Here is a 15,840-nt window from a genome sequence, read left to right on the forward strand (position 1 = left end):
TTTGTTCCGTGCGGTCGGCAATTGGCCGTCACGACACCGAAGTGGGTAATGCTGTGATCACGTTCAAAACAATCAATTGTGATTGTGCGTAATAGAATAGGTTTTGTGCAAATATGCAGAGTAGAGTTTAGGAATCGGGCGCAAAACTAACAACGAATTCAATCACTTTATCAGCCGGCATCTCACACGGGCGCAGCAATGCACCACTATTTGCCGTCATGTACAGGTTCAGGCTGATGTAATCGGTCCCGCCAAGCTCGTGTGCTACCAGCTTTATGGACTTGCCGCCTGCCAGCGCGGTTCGGCTCACGACATAGCGACGCCCGTGGCTGCGCCCAGTTGACGTTCCAAGCGGGATGCGAAAAATCGCCGCCAGGAACGGCGCCAGCGCGGTCAAGACTTTCCGATTTTGGGTTCCGTTCCGGCCCGGATGCGGGCGATATTTGCCCCGTGGCGCCAGTAGACCAGCAAGGTCAGGGCCACACCCAATCCAAACGCCGTGCCATTGGTCAGAAACATCACCCATATCGTCGACATCGCGGCAGCGCTTAGCGCTGCCAAAGACGAGATTCGCCAGACTGCTGCGGCAAACAGCCATGTCAGGCAACAGGCAACACCGACCCGCCAGTCCAGCATCAGCCATAGCCCAAGGAAGGTTGCAACACCTTTGCCGCCCTTGAAGCCAAGCCACACTGGAAAGCAGTGACCCAAAAAGGCGGCCAGCGCAGCGATTTGTGCAGCGTCTTCGCCAGCCACGATCCGGGCCAGCAGGACGGCCATCGCGCCTTTTGCGGCGTCAAATATCAGCGTCAGCGCGGCGGCGCGCTTGTTCCCGGTGCGCAGCACGTTTGTGGCGCCAATATTGCCCGATCCGATATTGCGCAGGTTGCCGAGCCCCATGACTTTGGCGACAATCATACCAAAAGGGATAGACCCCATCAGGTAACCCACTGCAGCCCAGAGGATAAGTTGGGCCATGGAACTGTCGAACGGGGGCATCAGGGTCTCCGGTAGATTTCTTGACCTGCGACGTAGGTTGCGGTGACCTTACCCTGCATGCGCTGGCCGTCAAACGGTGTGTTCTGCGATTTCGATTTCAGGCTGAAACGATCCAGCACAAAAGGCACATCCGGGTCGAACAGGACCAAATCGGCGGGTGCGCCTGGGGCCAGACGCCCACTGTCCAACCCCAGCCGTTTTGCCGGGTTCAAAGCCATCGCCCGGAACAGGGTCGAAAGATCAAGCTGTTCGGCATGGTAAAGGCGCAGTGCGGCAGGCAACAGCGTTTCCAGCGCAACCGCCCCCGAGGCCGCTTCTTCAAAAGGCAGACGTTTACTTTCTTCGTCCTGCGGCGTGTGCATGGAACTGATTGTATCAATCAGTCCGGTCCGCACCGCCTCGATTACCCCCTGCCGGTCATCCTCGGACCGCAGAGGCGGTTTCACCTTGAAGAAGGTGCGATAGTCGGCCACGTCCAACTCGTTCAGCGTCAGATGGTGGATCGATGTGCCTGCGGTGATGTCCAACCCGTTGCGTTTGGCGCGTTCCAGCGCGGGCAGGGCGCGGGCGGTAGTGATCTGATCGGCATGGTATTTGGCCCGGGTCATTTCCAGCAGGGCGATATCACGGTCCAACCCCATGCGCTCAGCCATGGGCGAAACGGCAGGTAAACCACGCAGCGCGGCGAACTTGCCGCTGGTAGCGGCCGCTCCGGCGCTGAGGCCGGGCTCCTGCGGATGCGCAATCACCAGTGCCCCGCAGGATTTCGCATAGGTTAGAGCACGGGAAAATACCTTGGTGTTGGCGATCATGTGATCGCAATCGGTGAAGGCCACGGCGCCTGCGTCTTGCAGAAAGCCGATCTCGGTCATCTCGCGACCCTCGCGCCCTTTGGTCAGCGCTGCCATTGGCAGAACATTCACCGGCGCATCTGCTTGTGCGCGGCGGGTAACGAATTCAAGTGTTTCCGGCGTGTCGATCGCTGGGCTGGTGTCAGGTCGGGTGACGATGGTGGTCACACCTCCGGCAGCGGCGGCCAGACCTGCAGATTTATAGCTTTCTTTATGCCGTTCGCCTGGCTCGCAGACCTTGACGCCGATATCCACGATGCCGGGGGCGAGGCACTGCCTGCCGCAATCGATCATCTGCGCGTCCGTTGTAGGGGCTGCGCCTTTGCCGTGGTCTTTTATCTTACCGTCTGCAATCAGAAGCCAACCGAGGGTGTCCGTTCCCGCCTCGGGGTCGATCAGTCGGGCATTGGTGAAAATCTGGGCGGTCATGTCTGGGCCTCTCGGGCTTTGGTCAGGGCTTCCATGGCGGTGTCAGGGGCGGGGAGGTATTCGAATACCAGGAAACGCAGTTGCGAAAACACGATGTTGCGTCCGTTGCGATAGAATTTCAGGTCGGGATGAATGGACAAGGATTTTGCTTTAAATATCTCGCTGATCCACCAGACGTTGCGATTGGTCACAACATAGACGCGCCGCGTGCGGATTAACCGTTCCCACCATATGAAAAACGCCAGCAGCAGCGTGCATCCGATAAGCTTCCAATAGTCGCGCAAAGTCTCCGCGAACCAAGGGCTGGCAATCCAACCGAGCGCAAGGCAGGCAATTAGAATGCCATATGCCCATCTCAGGCGCGGAGGAAAGTACCCCTGGTAAGGCCGCCCATGCCACAGCACCTGTTCAGTGTCGGGTATTTCCTTGCGCCACCAGTCGTCGCTCATCCCATGGCCCTTTCGATGGTGGCTTTGGTGGCGGCGGGGTCGGCTTGGTACTTGATCAGGTGCTTGTCGCCGCTTTTGGTGACAACCTGCACGAAACTGCCCATCGTGTTGACGGTCTCGATCTGGTTCAGGGCAATAGTGCGTGGGCCGGGGCCGGTGAGGGTGGTGTCCGACATCTCCCACGTGTTTGTCAGCTCTTCCGAGGCCAGATACCACGCGCGAAATCCAATGGCGGCTAACCCTGCAGGTGCGCCGGTCCAGACATAGGGATTGCCGATCAGCCACAACACGATCATCGCCCCGGCCATCGCAATAGCTGCAAGGGTCAGGTTGGTCTGGATATAGGCACTTCGATGTGGCGTGAAGACTACAGGATCAGCCATAGGGCACCTCCGACAATAAGCAATGCGATCACCGCTAGGATCGCGGACCCGATGCGGCGCGGTGCGTTGTTTTCTACGGGGTTCTGGGGGGCCGAGAAGGGCTTGGCGCTTTCGGTCTCGATCACACTGCCGGTCCAGTTTGTTGCCTCTTCGGTGTATAGCCCCAGCAGGCGCACCCTTGGGTCGGGGTTTAGTGTCGCGGCTTGACCGCGAAAAGCTGCGCTGCGGACGGCCATGACCCAGCCTTCGATAGCATCCAGCATTGTGCGTTTTAGCTGATCCTCGGACACACCGCCGCCTTCATGCAAATATCCATGGAGCCCGAGGTCTTCGAGGTCCGAGACCGGAAAGATATCGATCTGCCCTGTATCCAAACCATCGACCCCAAGAACTGTATCGGCGGCACCAGGTTCGCGCAGGAACTTTGCCTCTTCGGGGCGCATGTCCAGCGTGAACAGGCGGATCACACCGCGTTCATGGGGGGCAACGGTCAGGTCGCTCATGCGGCCTCGCGCAGGTTGCGGGCTAGTAGTTCCATCGCGGCCATGCGGACGGCGACGCCCATCTCCACCTGTTCCTGAATGACGGACCGGTTGATGTCATCGGCCAGCGTGCCGTCGATTTCCACGCCGCGGTTCATCGGGCCGGGATGCATGACGATCGCGTCGGGCTTGGCCAGCGCCAGTTTCGCCGCATCCAGCCCGTAGCGGTGGTAATATTCGCGCTCCGAGGGGATGAACCCGCCATCCATCCGCTCACGTTGAAGGCGCAGCATCATGACGACGTCGACGTTTTGAAGGCCCTCATTCATGTCGTCGTAGATCTCGGCCCCGAACTCGGCAAAGGTCGAGGGCACCAGCGTCGGTGGGCCGATCAGGCGGATGCGGTTTTCCATCTTGCCCAGCAGGATCAGGTTCGACCGCGCCACGCGGGAATGCGCCACATCCCCGCAAATTGCGATGTTCAGACGGTGCAGGCGGCCCTTTGCACGGCGGATGGTCAGCGCGTCCAGCAGCGCCTGCGTGGGGTGTTCGTGCTTGCCGTCGCCCGCATTCAGCACGGCACAATTCACCTTTTGCGCCAACAGGTCCACCGCGCCGGAATGCGGGTGCCGCACCACCAGCAGATCGGGATGCATCGCATTCAGCGTCATCGCCGTGTCGATCAGGGTTTCTCCCTTTTTGATCGAGCTGGCCTGCATCGCCATGTTCATCACATCCGCGCCAAGCCGTTTGCCTGCCAGCTCAAAGCTGGCCTGTGTGCGGGTCGAGTTCTCAAAGAACATGTTGATCTGCGTCAGCCCCGACAGCACATCGGAATGCTTGGTCGATTGGCGGTTCAGATCGACATATTTTTCGGCCAGATCCAGAATGGCGGTGATATCGGACTGCGACAGATGCTCGATGCCAAGAAGGTGACGATGGGCGAAACGCATGGGCGGGCTCCTGTCTGACAATCGAGCCGCTTATAGAAACCTGTGGGTGCTAAAGCAACCTATGGTTCAGAGCCTTCGGGCAGTTTCTCACATCCGCCTTCGGGCAGGCATCGCTCGCCGGGTCTGCACCATTTGGCATTGCCGCAATCGACCGCTTTGACCGGGACGCAGCCCTGATTGGCCGAGCATTTGAAACCCTGCCGACATTGTGATCCGGTCTCTTCGCACAGGAACCAGCCGGGGCGGGTGCATCCACCGCCGGGCAGGCAGCTTGTGCCGCTGGCGCAGGTGCGGCCATCGTCGCATTTTGGCCGGGGCAGAGTGAATTCCAGCTGGATCGCTTCGCATTCGCCACGCCCGTTGCAGGCGGTGCCGCTGGGGCAGTCCAGACTGGACCGGCACTTGTTTTCGCCCTTTGGGGCACATCTGCGATTGCCGACGCAGCGTTCAAATGGACCGCAGGAAAAGCCGCCGCCGCAATAGGTGCCACCGGGCGGGATGCAGTTTCCGTCAAAACTGCAGCGTTGTCCAACGGGGCAGCAATTCCGTCCACATCTGAGTTGCCCCGCGCGGCATTGGTTCTGGATACGGTTGCGCTGTTGGAAGCCGTTGCGATCTTGGATACCTCGGTTCTGAACGCCGAAACGGTCGTTCACCTGCGCAAAGCCAGAGGTGCTGACGGGGATCAGCAGCAAGATAACCAGAAAGAATCGAATAAGGCTCGGCATGAATAGTGCCATGGTCTGCCCGGTTGCCGGGTCGATCAAGTGCTATTCGCTTTCCCTCGGTCAAAAGCTGGTTAGATTGTGAGGCATGGAATCGGCTTTGGATTATCACACGGCGCGAGCCCTTTTGGACTGGCAGATCGAACTGGGCGCGACCGAGTCTATCGGGGATGTGCCGATAGACCGCTACGCGTTGCCTGACACCGCGCCCAAGGTCAAGAAACCTGTGGCGCAGGCGGCGCCGGAAAAACCCAAACAGGTTGATCCGTCTGCGGTGGCCAAAGCTGCGGCTCAAGGCGCGGGATCGCTGGATCAATTGCGCGCGACCATGGAGGCGTTTGACCATTGCGAGCTGAAGCGCGGGGCGCGGCAGTTGGTGTTTTCCGATGGCACGCCGGGGGCGCGAGTGATGATCATCGGCGAGGCTCCGGGGCGCGAGGAAGATCGCGAAGGTAAACCCTTTGTCGGCCGCGCGGGTCAGTTATTGGACCGGATGTTAGCCGCGATTGATCTGGATCGTCACAAGAACGTCTACATTACCAATGTGCTGCCATGGCGGCCTCCGCAAAACCGGGATCCCAAGCCCGAAGAGATCGGGATGATTAAGCCGTTTCTGGAACGGCACGTGGCCTTGGCCAAGCCCGAGGTTCTGGTGGTCATGGGCAATATCAGCTGTCAGGCGGTGCTGGGCAAACGCGGCATCACCCGACTGCGCGGTCACTGGGATCAGGCGATGAACCTACCGGTGATCCCTATGTTCCACCCCGCCTATCTGCTGCGCCAGCCACAGGCCAAACGGCAAGCGTGGGCCGATTTGCTGGAGCTGAAAGCCCGGTTGGAGGGTAAGTGATGCGCATTCTGGCCTTTTCCGACCTGCATATGGCCCTCAACCACGCCAACCAACTGGTCACAGCTAGCGCCGAAGCTGATTTGGTGATTGGCGCCGGGGATTTCTGCAAGATGCGGCAAGGTTTGGACGAAGCGATGGAGATGCTGTCCGGTATCGCCTCGCCTTTGGTTTTGGTGCCCGGCAATGCCGAAAGCGCCGAGGAGTTAACACAGGCCGCGCCGCAGGGTGTTCATGTCCTGCACGGCTCGGGCATGACAATAGACGGCCTGCGCCTGTTCGGTCTGGGTTACGGCGTGCCGCTCACACCGTTCGGAGACTGGTCCTGCGACCTGACCGAGGCCGAGGCGACCGAGTTGCTGGACCGCTGCGATGGGACTGACATCCTGATCTCGCATTCTCCGCCCAAAGGCTATGGAGATGTGACGTCGACCGGTGATGCGGTAGGATCTACCGCCGTGCGTGACGCTATTGAGCGGCTACAGCCACAGTTGTCGTTGCACGGGCATATCCACGACAGTTGGGGATATCGCGGTACGCTGGGACGCACTCAGATCGCCAATCTAGGGCCGCGCGTGAATTGGTTTGAGGGTGCGGCATGATTGAAACTGTCACCTTACTGGCTTTCATACCGGCGGCTTTGGCGCTGAACTTCACGCCGGGCGCGGATATGATGTTCTGTTTCGGGCAGGGTCTGAAATCGGGGTCTAAACCGGCCTTGGTGGCCAGTGCTGGCGTCTCGGTCGGGCTTATGGTGCACGTCCTGCTGGCCGGGCTGGGGCTGGGGGCCGCGGTGGCGGCGCTGCCGTGGCTGTTTGACGTGATCCGCTGGATGGGCGTGGCCTATCTGCTGCATCTGGCCTGGGGCGCGATCCGAAACGGGGCTATATCTGCAGAAACACCCGCCAGACCCGCACATCACGCTTTCAGGGATGGCATGGTGGTGAACCTGACCAATCCCAAGGTCATTCTGTTCGTGCTGGCCTTTATCCCGCAATTCGTAAATCCGGCCCTTGGTCCGATCTTGCCGCAATTCCTGATCTTTGGCGTGGTCATTGCGCTGGGTGGGTTTGTGGTGAATGGGCTTGTCGGGGTGTTTGCCGGCAACGCTGGCAAGGTTCTGATCTCGAACCCGCGCGCCTCGCGTATCATGGGCTGGGTGACAGGAGGGATTTTCACCGCCCTCGCCATCCGGCTTGCCATTATGGAAAGGGCTTGACGCAAGATGTCACGCATCGACGAAACCAAAGACTTCATTCCGGTACGGATCGCGGTTCTGACCGTCTCGGACACCCGCTCGCTGGACGAGGACCGCTCGGGGCAGACACTGGTGGAGCGTATCGAAAAGGCAGGTCATTTGGTGGCGGACCGCAAGATCATCCGCGATGAGCGCGCTCAGATTGCTGATCAGTTGCGCGACTGGGTCGCAAATCCGGATATCGACGTTGTGATCTCGACCGGTGGCACTGGTCTGACCGGGCGCGATGTATCGGTCGAGGCGCATCGGGACGTCTATGAGAAAGAGATCGAAGCCTTCGGAACAGTGTTCACGATCGTGTCGATGGAGAAGATCGGCACTTCGGCCGTTCAATCCCGCGCCACGGGGGGCGTGGCCGGCGGCACCTATCTGTTCGCATTGCCCGGCAGCCCTGGCGCCTGCAAGGATGCTTGGGACGCGATTCTTGAAAAGCAGTTCGACTACCGCCACCGTCCCTGCAATTTCGTGGAAATAATGCCAAGATTGGACGAACATCTGCGACGGAAGTAGACTGGTCGCACGTTCAACTGTTCATAACCGCTTTGTGGCTTGGCATTTTTGACCGCACAGCTACCTTTTGCGGCAGGTAGCCTGATGCAACCGGGGTAAGTGCAATATGCGTTTTCTGAGGCAAAGCCTTGTCGGAGTGTTTCTAGCGTCTTTGACGCTGGCTCTCTTGTTTGCGGCCGCCCAGATTATTGCGGGCGCGGTTCAGGATTTGTTGACGCGTGAAGACGCGGCCCCGCAGGCGCGTGAACGTATTTTTGCTGTTACGGTTCGTCCAGCCGAATTGGAAACCGTGACACCCTATCTCGAGGCATTTGGTGAAGTGCAAAGCCGCAGACGCTTGGAACTGCGCGCGGCACTGGGCGGGCGCGTAGTGTCTCTGTCGGATGACTTCGAGGATGGTGGTTCCGTTAGTGCCGGCGAGGTTTTGGTCGAACTGGACCCCGCCGATGCGCAATCGGCGCTGGATCGGGCCAAGTCAGATCTGCTGGATGCCCAATTCGAAGAACGCGACGCCGAGCGGTCTTTGTTGCTTGCTCAGGATGAGTTGAATTCGGCCGAGGCACAGGCAGAGCTGCGTGGGCGTGCCATGCAACGGCAAAAAGACCTGCAAAGCCGGGGTGTTGGCGCCGCGGCATCGGTAGAAGAAGCCGAATTGGCCGAAGCTGCAGCACAGCAGGCCGTTCTGGCCCGCCGGATCGCCTTGGCGCAGGCCGAGTCGCGGGTGGATCAAGCCACAACTTTATTGTCACGCGCCCGTATCGCGCTTGAGGCCGCCGAACGTGATTTGGAGGACATGACCGTCCGCGCCCGTTTTGGCGGGACATTGACGGATGTAACGCTGGTCGAAGGCCGTTTGGTATCCGCCAATGAAAAACTGGCAGAACTGGTCGATCCGAATGCGCTTGAAGTCGCGTTCCGCGTTTCGACCGCGCAATTCGTGCGTTTGCTGGATGCCGAAGGCGATCTGATCAACGCACCTGTCACGGTCTCGCTTGAGGTCACGGGCACTGATCTGTCCGCTACTGGTCGAATAAGCCGCGATAGTGGGTCAGCCGGCGAGGGGCAAACGGGGCGCTTGCTTTATGCGCGGATGGACAACACGTCGGGTTTCAAACCCGGTGACTTCGTGACAGTGACCGTGCAGGAACAGCCATTGGACAATGTAGTGCGGCTGCCATCTTCGGTTTTGGATGCGGTTGGCACGGTTCTGGTGCTGGGCACGGATGACCGGCTCGAAGCTTTGCCGGTCGAACTGATCCGTCGTCAGGGAGACGAGGTTTTGTTGCGGGGCAAAGGTCTGGACGGCCGCGAGGTTGTCATCGGGCGCACGCCGTTGCTGGGTGCTGGTGTTCGTGTCCGCCCCTTGCGGATCGAAGCCAATGCCGGGGCTGAACCCGATTTGGTCGAGCTGTCGGACGAGCAGCGCGCGCAGCTTGTCGCGCAGGTCGAGGCCAGCGACAAGATGCCGAAGGATATGAAAGACCGCGTCCTGGGGCAGCTCAGCGAGGCGAAAGTTCCGGCATCTCTGGTGCGCCGCATTGAAAACCGGGCCGGAGGTTAACCGCTATGATGCGCGAGATCCCCGGCGCGGCAAGCGGTATACTCAGCTATTTCACCCGGCATCGCACAGTGGCGAACCTGTTGCTGCTGGTTTTGCTGGTGCTGGGTGTGGCGGCTTTGCCCAACATGCGGGCGCAGTTCTTTCCAGACGTCATCCTTGAACGTGTTGACGTCGACGTCGTGTGGGAAGGAGCGGGCCCCGAGGATGTGGACAATGGCATCGTTCAGGCGCTTGAGCCTGCGCTGCTGGCGGTTGAGGGCGTTTCCAGTACCGAGGCGACCTCGCGCGAGGGGCGGACCAGCATTCGGCTGGAGTTCGAGCCGAATTGGGACATGTCCCGCGCAGTAGAAGAAGTCAGAACAGCTGTTGATGGCGTGACCAACCTGCCAGAAGATGCCGAAGAGCCTACGATCCGACGCGGTGCGTGGCGGGACCGTGTAACGGATGTGGTGGTAACCGGGCCTGTTGCCCCGGATCAGCTTGCCAAATTCACCGATGAACTGATCAACCGCCTGTTTGCCGTGGGTGTTACACGGACGACCATCCGGGGGCTGGCTGCACCGCGCGTGGTGGTCGAGGTTCCGACCGCGCAGTTGATTGCCAACGATATCACACTGTCCGAGATCGCGACCGCCGTTGCGGCCGAAGTCACGGCTAACCCCGCTGGGGATGTTACGGGCGCCAATGCCCGCATTCGCACTGGCACCGAGAAGCGAACACCTGAGGAAATCGAAGGCATCCCGCTGCGCAATTTCCCTGACGGGTCCAAGTTGCTGATCGGCGACGTGGCGCAGATCCGCCTTGAGGGCGTTGACCGAATTCGCAGCTATTTCGTAGGTGAAGATCCAGCGATGTCAGTGCGGGTGGATCGCTCGAACCTAGGGGACGCGATCGAGATTCAGGGCACTGTCGAGGAGGTCGTAGCCGAGATGCAGGCCAGCTTGCCTGCAGGCGTGTCGGTCGAGCTGATCCGAACCCGCGCGCAGGCAATCACCGACAGGCTGGACATCCTGATCGACAATGGCCTCATGGGCCTGGGGCTGGTTGTGTGTCTGCTGTTTCTGTTCCTGAATGCGCGTATCGCGTTCTGGGTGGCGGCGGGGATCCCGGTGGCGATGTCTGCGGCGATTGCTTTCATGTATATTGGCGGGTTGTCGATCAACATGGTGTCGCTGTTTGGTCTGATCATCACGCTGGGTATCGTTGTGGACGACGCAATTGTTGTCGGTGAACATGCCGATTTCCGTGCTCGTCGCTTGGGCGAGGCCCCGATGGTGGCAGCTGAAAGCGCAGCGCGGCGCATGGCGATGCCGGTTTTTGCCGCGACCCTGACAACGGTCATTGCCTTTTTCGGTCTGACCGCGATTGGCGGCCGGTTCGGCGAGTTGATCCGGGACATTCCCTTCACTGTGATCGCAGTTCTGATCGCCTCGTTGATCGAGTGTTTTTTGATCCTGCCGAACCATATGGCCCACGCCATTGCACATTCCGCGAAAGAACACTGGTATGATTGGCCTAACCGGGTCGTCAATCGCGGGTTCCGCTGGGTGCGCGATCAGTTGTTCCGCCCATTCATCGCATGGGTCATCTGGGCGCGTTATGTCGTTGTGGCGCTGATGATCCTGATCCTGGCAAGTCAGGCGGCGCTGTTCATCAAAGGTGATGTGAACTGGCGATTCTTCAATGCGCCCGAGCGTGGTTCGGTCACCGGCAATTTCATCATGGCAGAAGGCGCGACGCGTCAGGACACTCTGGCCATGATGCGTCAGTTGCAGACTGCCGTGGACGAATTGGGGCAAATCTACGAAGAACGCCATGGGCGCAATCCCATTGACTATGTCTTGTCCGAGATTGGCGGATCGGCGGGTCGCGGACTGTCTGCGGCGGATGGCAAGGACGAAGATCTTCTCGGCGGCATCTCGATCGAGTTGATCGATGCCGATCTGCGCCCCTATTCCAGTTTTGAATTCGTTGGCGAATTGCAGGATTTCGTCCCGCGCCATCCCAAGGTCGAATTGCTCAGCTTCCGTGGCTGGCGGTCGGGGCCGGGTGGTGATGCGATTGACGTGCAGTTTTATGGGGCAGACGTAGACACGCTTAAGGCCGCATCCGAAGACCTTCAGGCCGAGCTTTCGAAATACCCCGAAGTCTCGGCGCTGGAGGATAATCTTGCCTATGACAAGGAAGAGTTCATTCTGGATCTGACGGCGCAGGGACAAGCACTGGGCTTCCGGATTGAAACACTTGGCCGTGTGTTGCGCGATCGTTTGAACGGGATTGAGGCCGCGACCTTCCCCGACGGTCCCCGAAGCGCTGAAATCCGGGTCGAATTGCCCGAGGACGAGCTGACTGCCGATTTCCTGGAACGCACACTGATGCGGACTCCGGATGGCGTGTATGTGCCGCTGGCCGATATCGTATCGGTTCAGCGCAAGTCAGGGTTTTCGACTGTCCGCCGTGAAAACGGCCTGCGGGTCATCTCGGTCAATGGCGACATCGCGGAAGACGACCCCACCCGCGCCGAAGAGATAAACCGCGCGATGAGCGAGGAAATTCTACCCGACATCGCCGCCAAACGTCAGGTCGAATGGACCATGGCGGGTTTGAGCGAGCAGGAGGATGAGTTTCTGTCCGAGGCCCGCACCGGTCTGATCTTGTGTCTGACCGGAATCTATCTTGTTCTGGCTTGGGTCTTTGCCAGTTGGACGCGACCTCTGGTCGTTATGGCGATTATTCCGTTTGGGTTGGTTGGAACGATCTGGGGCCACTACATCTGGGAGGTGCCGCTGAGCATGTTCACCGTTGTAGGGCTGCTGGGGATGACCGGGATTATCATCAACGACTCGATCGTTTTGGTGACGACGATTGATGCTTATCAGCAGGATCGCGGGCTGGTGCCGTCTATCATCGAAGGAACCGCAGACCGATTGCGTCCGGTTATGCTGACAACGATGACGACTGTTCTTGGCCTGACCCCGTTGCTGTATGAGGGGTCGCAACAAGCGCAATTCCTCAAGCCGACGGTGATTACTCTGGTCTATGGCCTGGCCTTCGGGATGATTTTGGTACTGGTTCTGGTGCCGGCGCTGTTGGGCATTCTGAACGACCTGTCGCGTCCGATCACGGCTATGCGGCGCGCGGTGCGCGCGCCTGACCGGGTGGTGCAGGGCGCTCTTGCCGCCACCGGTACAGCGTTGCTGGTTTGGTTCGGCATAACCATGGTGCTCCCGGTCATTACGGGTGCGCCTTTGGGTATATTGTCTCGGCTTTATGGGTCTGCGGACGGCCTCGTAGCCCTGCAAATGGGGCTGGGCGCATTTGTTGTGGGAGCGGTTGTCATTCTTGTGCTCAGCATCGCCGCGTCTGGCCTGTTTTTCGCACGACTCAAGGCCCGCTCGGCCTAGTTTCGGCGCAGCGCCGTCTCCAATAGATCATTGACCCGATTGCTCATGGGCAGGTCACCGCGCCGTATCTGTTCCAAAGGAAACCAACGCGCATCCAGCGCATCGTCGCCTGCAACAGGCTGCCCGGACTGGTATGCGCACACCACACCAACCAAAAGATAATGCGACACTACAGCACCGTGCGAGTCCCGTCGCAACAGATCCAGATTGTCCAGATAATGCAGAGGCTTCGCCGTGACCGAGGTTTCCTCATGCAATTCGCGTTGTGCGGCTTGCAGAACCGTTTCGCCCCATTCCACATGACCGCCGGGAAAGCCCCACAATCCGGCGTCTGGCTGTTTGCTGCGTTGCACAAGCAGAACCTGCGCGTCGTGTATGACGACGGCCAGTGCCCCGATTTTTGGCGTTTGAACCATCGGGATCAGCCTGCGCTGCACCCTTTGATGTCAACCGCGTGATTTGCGCCCAGAACGGTGATCCTGATCTCGGACCGCTCCAACGCAAAGGGGGCCCCGGATGCGCTGATCACTTCGGACGTAGCAACAAGCGTGTCACCCTGGCGCTCAGTGTCGGGTTGTGATGCCCAAAGAGTGGGATTGCCGGGCTCAATCACTGCCAGTTCCTGACCGCCAGCCGAGGGCATCGTCACCCGAGCTTCGATCTGCATCCCGTCCGATGTCGGTGTCAGGCGGCAGCTGGCCTGAGCGACCCTTGCCTCTTTTGCGGAATAGGGGCGCTGCGCGAGCGCTGCGGCAATTGCCGGGTTGCGCCCGGCATCGGCGTTCAGCTTGTGATCGAAGTCCAGTTGTGCCGGGATGCAGACTTCCTTGCACACGCCAAGATCCATCGTACCTTTCAGGTGCACAGGTTGGCTGGGATTCTTCGGTGTAATCTCAACCGGCAGAACAAGCTGGTCTTCGTACCCGATGGATTGCAGTCCATTCTGGACAAAGACTTCAGGGGTTGGCCAGGTAATCGACACGTTCCCAACATTGTCGGAACTGTTCCAGTCGAAATGCGGTGGAATGCCTGCATCACCGGGCGCGCGCCAATAGGTTTTCCACCCATCATCCAACGTCACCCGCACAGCTGTCATATAGGTTCCCTGCGTGGTGCGACCACCGTCGAGAATATCCAATTCTGCCACGGTACCAGTCACCTGAGCGGATGCCGGGGCAACAAATCCAAGGGCGAAGGTCAATGCGACCGCTGAGACTGTCATATGTACGTTCATAACCTATAAATGCGCGGTCCCGACGCAGATTCCAAGTCACGTTCAGGTCACTCGAATGAAATCTGCGGAAATCTGCGCTGATCTCTTGCCAATCGCCGCCGCTCGGGGCCATTGTTGAAGGGCACCAAGCAAGAGATGCCATCTTATGGACCTGACCGGAAAACTGTTGATTGCGATGCCGGGTATGGGCGATCCGCGCTTCGATCATTCGGTGGTATATATGTGCAGCCACGGAGATGATGGGGCGATGGGTCTGATCATCAACAAGCCGTCAGACCTGCGGATCAAGACTTTGCTTGGGCAGCTCAACATCGCCTGCCGAATCCCTGTCGTGGGCGAACGCCTCGTACATTTTGGTGGGCCGGTCGAGATGTCGCGCGGCTTTGTTCTGCACAGTTCAGACTATGATGCGAATCTTCATTCGATGAAAATTTCGGATGATTTCAGCATGACCGCGACATTGGACGTCCTTGAAGATCTGGCCTCGGGTCGTGGTCCACTCAATTCGACATTGGCGCTAGGCTATTCCGGCTGGGGTCCGGGCCAGCTTGAGGATGAGATCGCCATGAATGGCTGGCTGACCACGGATGCGTCCTCGAAACTGGTGTTCGACGTCCCCGATGACGATAAATGGGAGGCCGCGCTTGCCACTTTGGGTGTTGATCCGTTGACTTTGTCGGCCAGCGCCGGGCGTGCCTGATCAGCGATCGCGCGGTGCAGCGGCGCGGCGCAGACGGTCATTGATTGCTGCCCCAAGGCCGTGATCTGGGATTGGCGAAACCGCAATCGGTCGACCGGTGGTATTCAACTGGTGCAGCGCTGCAAACAGGTTAGCGGCGGCTTCGACCAAATTGCCTTTAGCCGACAGGTTGAGGTCGCAAGGAACAGACCCAAAGCCCAATAGCACCTCGTCCCCCTGAGTGGCGTCAGCGTTCAAGCGAACCGGGGCATCGGGCGCGTAGTGGGATAGTAACTGGCCGGGTGCTGTCAGCAGATCTCCGGTTTGATGTAGATGGAGGCGGGTGTTCAGGGTGCTCTCGATCTCTTCCAGCGCGACGCCGCCGGGGCGTAGCAAGGTTGGCTCACCGGCCAGTCCGACGATGGTCGATTCCAGACCGACCCCGCACGGGCCGTCGTTCATGATAGCGGCAATGCGTCCGTCCAACCCGGCCCGCACATGATCAGCGGTTGTCGGGCTGATTTGCCCTGACGGGTTCGCTGACGGCGCCGCAACGGGCCCGTCAAAGGCTTCGAGAATAGCGCGTGCCGTTGGATGGGCCGGAACGCGAATGGCCAGTGTATCTAGTCCAGCGGTCACCAGAGACGACACTTGATGGTCAGCGCGCAATGGCAAAACCAAAGTCAGCGGGCCGGGCCAAAAAGCATCTGCCAGGACCTGTGCCTGATCGGACCACGTCACAAATCGTTTTGCGGCGTCGACCGATGCGGCATGCGCGATCAATGGGTTGAAACTGGGGCGGCCCTTGGCTGCATAAATGCGGGCCACGGCCTCTCCGTTGCGGGCATCGCCGCCTAGCCCGTAGACTGTTTCGGTCGGGAAAGCGACAAGATGTCCTTGCCGCAGCAGGTCCGCTGCCTGCGCAATTCCGTCTGGGTCGGCGAACAGTTCGTGTGTTCCGTTGGGGATCATGGGTGGTGACGCCGCGTTTTGATTGCTTGTATCATGGGGACAGGTACGTAATCGTCCAAATCCAGATGAATAACGGTGGGCGCTGGGTTTTCCAACCCCGCCGT

General features: G+C 59.5%; 18 protein-coding genes. 7 read left to right on the forward strand and 11 right to left on the reverse strand.

The genetic code is table 11. From position 1 onward, the window contains the following. Positions 1 to 127: 127 nt before the first annotated feature. The 8 genes from ABWV79_RS07270 to ABWV79_RS07305 are packed head-to-tail and all read right to left on the reverse strand — an operon-like array spanning position 128 to position 5,286. Complete coding sequence (locus ABWV79_RS07270; RefSeq protein ID WP_353391151.1) at positions 128 to 397, reverse strand: hypothetical protein; 270 nt, start codon at positions 395 to 397, stop codon at positions 128 to 130. Next, a complete protein-coding gene (plsY, locus tag ABWV79_RS07275) occupies positions 394 to 999 on the reverse strand; it encodes a glycerol-3-phosphate 1-O-acyltransferase PlsY (RefSeq protein ID WP_170353591.1) in 606 nt (201 codons plus the stop codon). Before plsY ends, ABWV79_RS07270 begins: the two co-directional genes overlap by 4 nt. Further along, the gene (pyrC, locus tag ABWV79_RS07280) at positions 999 to 2,279 is read right to left on the reverse strand and encodes a dihydroorotase (protein ID WP_353391152.1); all 1,281 of its coding nucleotides are present in this window, start codon (positions 2,277 to 2,279) and stop codon (positions 999 to 1,001) included. The genes plsY and pyrC overlap by 1 nt, the downstream gene beginning before the upstream one ends. Beyond that, entirely contained in the window at positions 2,276 to 2,728 is a 453-nt protein-coding gene (locus ABWV79_RS07285; RefSeq protein ID WP_353391154.1) for a hypothetical protein, read from the reverse strand. Before ABWV79_RS07285 ends, pyrC begins: the two co-directional genes overlap by 4 nt. Continuing rightward, positions 2,725 to 3,111, reverse strand: coding sequence for a hypothetical protein (locus ABWV79_RS07290; protein ID WP_353391155.1), 387 nt, complete (start codon positions 3,109 to 3,111; stop codon positions 2,725 to 2,727). Before ABWV79_RS07290 ends, ABWV79_RS07285 begins: the two co-directional genes overlap by 4 nt. After that, positions 3,096 to 3,614 (reverse strand): hypothetical protein, encoded by a 519-nt coding sequence (locus tag ABWV79_RS07295; RefSeq protein ID WP_353391156.1) that lies wholly within the window; start codon positions 3,612 to 3,614, stop codon positions 3,096 to 3,098. The genes ABWV79_RS07290 and ABWV79_RS07295 overlap by 16 nt, the downstream gene beginning before the upstream one ends. Continuing rightward, a complete protein-coding gene (locus tag ABWV79_RS07300; protein ID WP_170353586.1) occupies positions 3,611 to 4,546 on the reverse strand; it encodes an aspartate carbamoyltransferase catalytic subunit in 936 nt (311 codons plus the stop codon). Before ABWV79_RS07300 ends, ABWV79_RS07295 begins: the two co-directional genes overlap by 4 nt. Before the next feature lie 59 nt (positions 4,547 to 4,605). Further along, positions 4,606 to 5,286, reverse strand: coding sequence for a scavenger receptor class F, member 2 (locus tag ABWV79_RS07305; protein ID WP_170353585.1), 681 nt, complete (start codon positions 5,284 to 5,286; stop codon positions 4,606 to 4,608). 73 nt (positions 5,287 to 5,359) lie between these two features. Here ABWV79_RS07305 and ABWV79_RS07310 point away from each other — a divergent pair, with 73 nt between their 5' ends. From ABWV79_RS07310 to ABWV79_RS07335, 6 genes are all read left to right on the forward strand, one after another. After that, on the forward strand, positions 5,360 to 6,121 hold the full coding sequence (locus tag ABWV79_RS07310) for a uracil-DNA glycosylase (protein ID WP_353391157.1): 762 nt from the start codon (positions 5,360 to 5,362) through the stop codon (positions 6,119 to 6,121). Further along, positions 6,121 to 6,720: a metallophosphoesterase family protein gene (locus tag ABWV79_RS07315; RefSeq protein ID WP_353391158.1), complete on the forward strand. Its 600-nt coding sequence runs from the start codon at positions 6,121 to 6,123 to the stop codon at positions 6,718 to 6,720. The genes ABWV79_RS07310 and ABWV79_RS07315 overlap by 1 nt, the downstream gene beginning before the upstream one ends. Next, positions 6,717 to 7,337, forward strand: a complete 621-nt coding sequence (locus ABWV79_RS07320) for a LysE family translocator (RefSeq protein WP_353391159.1) — start codon at positions 6,717 to 6,719, stop codon at positions 7,335 to 7,337. Before ABWV79_RS07315 ends, ABWV79_RS07320 begins: the two co-directional genes overlap by 4 nt. A gap of 6 nt (positions 7,338 to 7,343) precedes the next feature. Beyond that, the gene (gene moaB / locus ABWV79_RS07325; protein ID WP_170353581.1) at positions 7,344 to 7,886 is read left to right on the forward strand and encodes a molybdenum cofactor biosynthesis protein B; all 543 of its coding nucleotides are present in this window, start codon (positions 7,344 to 7,346) and stop codon (positions 7,884 to 7,886) included. Between the two features lie 106 nt (positions 7,887 to 7,992). Further along, a complete protein-coding gene (locus ABWV79_RS07330) occupies positions 7,993 to 9,447 on the forward strand; it encodes an efflux RND transporter periplasmic adaptor subunit (RefSeq protein ID WP_170353580.1) in 1,455 nt (484 codons plus the stop codon). A gap of 5 nt (positions 9,448 to 9,452) precedes the next feature. Next, on the forward strand, positions 9,453 to 12,851 hold the full coding sequence (locus ABWV79_RS07335; protein WP_353391160.1) for an efflux RND transporter permease subunit: 3,399 nt from the start codon (positions 9,453 to 9,455) through the stop codon (positions 12,849 to 12,851). Here ABWV79_RS07335 and ABWV79_RS07340 read toward each other — a convergent pair. Together ABWV79_RS07340 and ABWV79_RS07345 are read right to left on the reverse strand one after the other, a co-directional pair. Further along, complete coding sequence (locus tag ABWV79_RS07340; RefSeq protein ID WP_170751889.1) at positions 12,848 to 13,267, reverse strand: NUDIX hydrolase; 420 nt, start codon at positions 13,265 to 13,267, stop codon at positions 12,848 to 12,850. The genes ABWV79_RS07335 and ABWV79_RS07340 overlap by 4 nt on opposite strands. Positions 13,268 to 13,272: 5 nt before the next feature. Next, the gene (locus tag ABWV79_RS07345) at positions 13,273 to 14,073 is read right to left on the reverse strand and encodes a protein-disulfide reductase DsbD domain-containing protein (RefSeq protein ID WP_353391161.1); all 801 of its coding nucleotides are present in this window, start codon (positions 14,071 to 14,073) and stop codon (positions 13,273 to 13,275) included. 157 nt (positions 14,074 to 14,230) lie between these two features. Between ABWV79_RS07345 and ABWV79_RS07350 the strand changes: the two genes are divergently transcribed. Further along, positions 14,231 to 14,785 (forward strand): YqgE/AlgH family protein, encoded by a 555-nt coding sequence (locus tag ABWV79_RS07350; protein WP_353391162.1) that lies wholly within the window; start codon positions 14,231 to 14,233, stop codon positions 14,783 to 14,785. Here the strand turns inward: ABWV79_RS07350 and ABWV79_RS07355 are convergent, their stop codons facing one another. Further along, positions 14,786 to 15,736, reverse strand: coding sequence for an L-threonylcarbamoyladenylate synthase (locus tag ABWV79_RS07355; protein WP_353391163.1), 951 nt, complete (start codon positions 15,734 to 15,736; stop codon positions 14,786 to 14,788). It lies immediately after the preceding gene. Positions 15,737 to 15,840: the final 104 nt, after the last annotated feature.

It is taken from the genome of Ruegeria sp. HU-ET01832 (assembly GCF_040371315.1).
In the GTDB taxonomy this organism is placed as follows: Bacteria; Pseudomonadota; Alphaproteobacteria; order Rhodobacterales; family Rhodobacteraceae; genus Ruegeria; species Ruegeria lacuscaerulensis_A.